Annotated in this window: 4 protein-coding genes; 2 read left to right on the top strand and 2 right to left on the bottom strand. The window is 68.0% G+C overall.

All coding sequences use genetic code 11. From position 1 onward, the window contains the following. On the bottom strand, positions 1-1057 hold a 1057-nt coding region (locus JFB92_RS24710; RefSeq protein WP_199044588.1), incomplete at its 3' end, for an endo-1,4-beta-xylanase. A 29-nt stretch (positions 1058-1086) separates the two neighbouring features. Next, positions 1087-2835: an RICIN domain-containing protein gene (locus JFB92_RS24705; RefSeq protein WP_199044586.1), complete on the bottom strand. Its 1749-nt coding sequence runs from the start codon at positions 2833-2835 to the stop codon at positions 1087-1089. A gap of 256 nt (positions 2836-3091) precedes the next feature. Here JFB92_RS24705 and JFB92_RS24700 point away from each other — a divergent pair, with 256 nt between their 5' ends. Both JFB92_RS24700 and JFB92_RS24695 read left to right on the top strand, forming a co-directional pair. Continuing rightward, positions 3092-4141 (top strand): LacI family DNA-binding transcriptional regulator, encoded by a 1050-nt coding sequence (locus JFB92_RS24700; RefSeq protein WP_199044584.1) that lies wholly within the window; start codon positions 3092-3094, stop codon positions 4139-4141. Between the two features lie 195 nt (positions 4142-4336). Further along, positions 4337-5459 (top strand): glycoside hydrolase family 62 protein (locus JFB92_RS24695; RefSeq protein WP_199044582.1); only part of this gene is annotated, 1123 nt, incomplete at its 3' end.

Genomic DNA, 5459 nt, shown 5'->3' with positions numbered 1-5459 from the left:
TCACATGACCACCATCACCGGGAGGCGGCTCGGAGTCGCCGTCGTTCAGCGCGTCGAGGACGGCGTAGTAGGCGTCCTTCTTCTGGTAGTTCCCGTCGAAGAGCAGCGGCGTCTCGTCGCCGCGCCAGGAGTGCGCGTCGGTGATGCCCCAGGTCGTGATGCCGGTGCACCGGGAGACCGCCATGCACGCCTCGGTGACCTGGCGGTACACATTGGCCTGGGCGCCTCCGGAGCCGCCGACGTCGAGCTCGGTGATCTCCACGTCCACGCCGAGGTCGGCGAAGCGCTGGAGGTTGGCCTGGTAGGTACTCAGGTCCGAGTTGGAGCCGAGGTGCGACTGGAAGCCGACGCAGTCGATCGGCACGCCGCGGGCCTTGAAGTCCGCGACCATGTCGTAGATGCCGTCGCTCTTGGGGTTGAGTCCGTCGGTGCTGAAGTCGTTGTAGCAGAGCTTGGCGTTCGGGTCGGCGTCCCGGGCGGCCCGGAATGCCTCCTCGATCCAGCCGTCGCCGAGCTGCTGCTGGAGGTTCGACTGGCGGCGGCTGCCGTCCCACTCGAACGCCTCGTTGACCACGTCCCAGGACTCGATGTCCCCGGCCCAGTGGCCGGCGACGCCGTCGATGTGGCCCAGCATCGCCTGCCGCAGGTCGTTCCCGGTCAGGTTCTGGACCCAGCCGGGTTGCTGGGCGTGCCAGACCAGCGTGTGGCCGCGGACTTCCATGCCGCGGGCCTGGGCGTAGTCGACGATCTGGTCGCCGCCGCTGAAGTTGAACTGGCCCGGGTTCGGCTCCGTGGCGTCCCACTTCATCGCGTTCTCGGCGACGACGCTGTTGAAGTCGCCGTCGAGCGCGGACGAGTAGGTCCCGTCGTTGAGGAGGTTCGGGACGACGGCGGCGCCGAAGTACCGGCCGCTCTCGGCCGCCGAGGCGCCGAGCGTCTCGGCGGCTTGGGCGGTCCCGGAGGACATCACGAGCGCGGTCGTCGCGGCCAGGCCGGCCGTGGCGACTGCCGCGACCGCCGACCAGACGCGTCGCCGTCTGCGTGGACTGTGGATCATTGCGAATCCTTTCTCTGTCGGGTACTGGGTCATCGAAGGGTCCATTGCTGGTTGGAGCCGCCGTTGCAGGCCCAGAGGATCACCTGGGTGCCGTTGGCGGTCCCGGCCTCCTCGGCGTCCAGGCACAGTCCGGACTGGACTCCTGTGAAGGTGCCGCCGGAGTAGGTCCACTGCTGGTTGGTGCCGCCGTGGCAGTCCCAGATGATCGCGGCGGTCCCGTTGCCCGTGCCGCCGCCTTCGGCGTCCAGGCACTTGCGGGAGCCGCCGGAGTACACGCTGAGCTCACCGGCGTCGGTGTAGGTCCACTGCTGGTTGGCCCCGCCGTGGCAGTCCCAGATCTGCAGCTGCGTGCCGTTCGCGGTCGAGGAGTCCGGCACGTCCAGGCACTTGCCCGCTCCGGTCGCGAAGACCTCGCCGGACTCGTCGCCGGACTGGCCGCCGGGGGTCAGGTAGACGGCGTAGGCGTCGTTCGGCTGCTGGAAGTCCAGCGGCACCGTGATCGAGCCGCCCGAGACGCTGACGTCCTGTTCGTAGACGACCTGCGGTCCGGCCAGCGGCGCCTGCTCCGGCATCCGCTCGACGGTGACATGGACGTTCCCGTCGCTCTCGAGCCAGGGCGTCGAGGACAGCCCGTCGAAGGTGACCGACCCGGAGCCGGTGTAGCCGCCGATGTCGCCGATGATGGCCACGGCCCGCTCGTTGTCGGGGTCCTTGGCCGCGGAGATCGCGGTGTCGCCCACCTGCTCGGAGGTGTCGACCAGCGTGCCGGTCATGTCCGCGTAGGCGCGCATGGTCCAGTACAGCCCGGTCGGCTGCTGCGAGTCGGTCAGGAGTCCGGTGAGGTTGGGCGTCAGGCAGCAGAGCCAGTTGCCGCGCAGCGCGTTGTCGTAGTCGGACTGGGCGAATCGGGCGAGGTACCAGGCCAGCACGTTGGCCTCCTGCATGTCGGCCGGCTGGTACTCGTTGGCCGACATCGGGAGCGGCGGGATGCCATTGTCGGCGAGGGCGTCGAGGGTGGACTGGCCGACGCTGACCGGGTCGTCGATCACGCCCAGGGTGTGGTTGGCGATCCAGTCGGGGAGGGTGTCGGCGTCCCTGGTGTGCTGCAGCCAGGTCTGCCACTGCTCGGGGCGGCGCTCCGGGGTGTAGGCGAACGACGGGCCGAGGATGACCGCGTCGGGGTCGACGCGCCGGATCTCGCGGACCGCTGTGTCCCACATCTGGAAGTACTGATCGCTGTTGACCCCGCGGGTCCAGAAGATCTCGATGTCGGGCTCGTTCCAGATGTCGTACGACATCGGCATCCCGGTGTCCCGGAGCGTGGCGGCCACTGTGGAGACGAAGTCGGCCCAGTTCGAGCAGTCGCCGTTGTCGCAGGGGTACATCGTGTCGGAGCCCTGCCCTCCGAAGGCGCCGTAGACGTCGCTCAAGATGACCTGGTACTGGGCCTCGTAGGGTTCGGCGGTGAAGCGCTCGGCCTGGTCGACGATCGAGTCGATGATGGTCTGCGTGGCCGGTCCGTACTGGTAGCCGTCCTCGATCCAGCCGCGCGTCATGTGCCCTCCGGCTCGGAAGGCGTTCATGCGGAGCGGTTCGAGGAGTTCGTCGGACGGTTGCGAGCCGTCCCCGGTGAAGCCGTACAGGAATCCGAGGCCGACGCCGTTCGAGGGCCCGGCGTCGGAGGACAGGTCCACGTTCAGTGACGTCTGGGCCCGGCCCTGGCCGGGCGTCACGATGAGGACGGCCAGCAGCAGCGTGAGGGCTGCGCCGATCGTCATCACGGCGCGACTACGCCATGTTATCGCTCTCATCCTCATTCTTCTCCCTTGGTCTCGATGACTCTGCGGACGGTGCGATCGAGGGCATCGCGGATGCCGCCCGCGCTTGGATCAGGGATCTGTGAAAATTTCGATTTGACTTCAGAAAGTTACGTAGGTCAAACTATAGATATCGCTCGATGCCTCGTCAAGTGGGCCCGAGAATCGGACTGCCGCCGAGCGCAACGATCGGCGCTTGAAACGTTAAGATCCCTCAATGACTTCGGCCAACGAGAGCGACTCAGCCCAGGACGATCCGGGCGGCAGGCCGTTCACCATCGCGCAGATCGCCGATCACGCGGGCGTCTCCATCGCGACGGTCTCCAAGGTCGTCAACGGCCGCGACAATGTGGCCCCGGAGACTAGCGAACTGGTCGAGGGCATCATCCGGCGCTACGGCTACCGGCGCCGGAAACGACAGGTCAAGGCGTCCCCGCTGGTGGACGTCGTCTTCCACGAGCTGCGGGGCCTGTACGGGATCGAGATCATCAACGGCGTCGCGGAGGCGGCGCGCCGGCACCGCCTCGGGGTGGTCGTCTCCGAACTCGAGGGCCACCACGTCCCCGGACGCGGTTGGGTCGAGGACGTCCTGGCCCGCCGGCCCACCGGCGTCATCGCGGTGTTCACCGAGCTCGACCCCGACCAGCGCGAGCAGCTCCGCAGCCGCGACATACCCATCGTGCTCGTCGACCCCGCCGGCGACCCCGAGACCGAGTCGGCGATCGTGGGCGCCAACAACTGGAACGGCGGGCTCACCGCCACCCGCCACCTGCTGGGGCTCGGCCACCGCCGGATCGCGGCGATAACGGGGCCGGGGCATGTGCTCTCGGCCCGCGCCCGATTCGACGGATACCGGGCCGCGATGGATCTGGCCGGGGTCCCGGTCGACCCTGCGCTGGTGCGCTCCGGCGACTACCAGATCACCGACGGCCGCGACCGCACCCGGGAAATGCTGCGATTGAGCGACCCGCCCACCGCGATCGTCACCGGCAACGACGGCGAGGCGCTGGGCGTGTACCACGCCGCGGCCGAGGCCGGCCTGCGCATACCCGAGGACCTGAGCGTGGTCGGCTACGACGACCTGCCCATGTCCCAGTGGAGCATTCCCCCGCTCACGACCGTCCGCCAGCCGCTGCGGGAGATGGCGGCGGCCGCCACCGACATGGTCCTCACCCTCGCTCGAGGCGAGGCCCTCCAACGTCGGCGCGTCGAGGTCTCCACCGAACTGGTCGTGCGCGGCAGCACCGCCCCGCTTCCGGGAGCCTGAGGCGCGCGGGGCCGCGGCCGGCGGTCGCCTGCGCGGCCCGGAGAGCGCTATACATCGACCCATTTACATACCATGAAGTCTTTGGTTATCCTGTTTCCACGACTCCGTATTTTCGGCGGAGTGACGGAAATTTTCGAAGGCTCGCGGTCCTGTGAGCGGTAACAGACCGCGCGGCCGCTACCGGAAAGGCCCACTATGAAACCGATCAGAACCAGACCGCGGATCGCCTGGCTGGCGACCGCGTTCGCAGCCGCGCTCGTCGCCGGCACCCTCGCCGCCTCCTCCTCCCCGGCACAGGCCGACCCGCTGCCGTCGACCTTCCAATGGGAGTCCTCCGGCGAGCTCATGGCCCCGCAGCAGACCGCCCCGGACCGGGACCTGGTGTCCATCAAGGATCCGTCGGTGGTCTACGTCGACGGCCAGTACCATGTGTACGCCACCACCGCCGACACGAACGGCGGCTGGTCCCTGACCTACTCCGGCGGCTTCTCCGACTGGTCCCAGGCCGGGCAGGCCCCGCAGCACCACCTCACGACCACGGCGATCGGCACCGGCTACCGCGCCGCGCCGCAGGTGTTCTACTTCGAACCCGACGACCAGTGGTACCTGGTCTACCAGACCGGTCTGCCCTCGTTCTCCACGCTCGACCACCCCGGAGCACCCGAGTCCGCCTCGCCGGCGCAGAACTTCGTGAACGCCCACGACCCGATCGTGGACCAGAACTCCAGTTACGTGGTCGACTACTGGATCACCTGCGACGACGTGAACTGCTACATGTACTTCAGCAACTCGAACCAGACCTTCTTCCGCATGGAGACCACGGTCGAGCAGTTCCCCAACGGGTTCGGCAACACCCAGGTGCTGTTCGACTCGCCCGGCGACAACAGCCTGTTCGAGGCGCTCAACCTCTACAAGGTCGGCGACACCGGCGAGTACCTCCTCATCATCGAGGCCATCGGCTCCGACGGCAACCGCTACTTCCGGTCCTGGACCGCGGACAGCCTCGACGCGCTGGGCAACGAGTGGACCCCCTTGGCCGACACCGAGTCCAATCCGTTCGCCCGATCCAACAACGTCTCCTTCCCCGGCGGCCAGTGGACCAACGACATCAGCCACGGCGAGATGGTCCGCACCAACCCGGACCAGACCATGGAGATCGACCCGTGCAACATGGAGTACCTCTACCAGGGTCGGAACCCGTCCTCTGACGGCATGGACTACTCGCAGCTCCCCTACCGGCTCGGCCTCATCACCCACACCAATCCCACCTCCGACTGCGGCGACTCCGAGCCGCCTCCCGGTGATGGTGGTCATGTGA

It is taken from the genome of Glycomyces salinus (assembly GCF_016428645.1).
Taxonomy (GTDB): domain Bacteria; phylum Actinomycetota; class Actinomycetes; order Mycobacteriales; family Micromonosporaceae; genus Glycomyces; species Glycomyces salinus.
The sequence above is the reverse complement of the archived record's forward strand: the minus strand, read 5'-3'. Positions and strand labels throughout refer to the sequence as shown.

What these genes read in the sequence shown, in the direction of transcription:
- JFB92_RS24700 (WP_199044584.1), top strand. Translation starts at nt 3,092, where the DNA reads ATGACTTCGGCCAACGAGAGCGACTCAGCCCAGGACGATCCGGGCGGC.
- JFB92_RS24705 (WP_199044586.1), bottom strand. Translation starts at nt 2,835, where the DNA reads ATGACGATCGGCGCAGCCCTCACGCTGCTGCTGGCCGTCCTCATCGTG.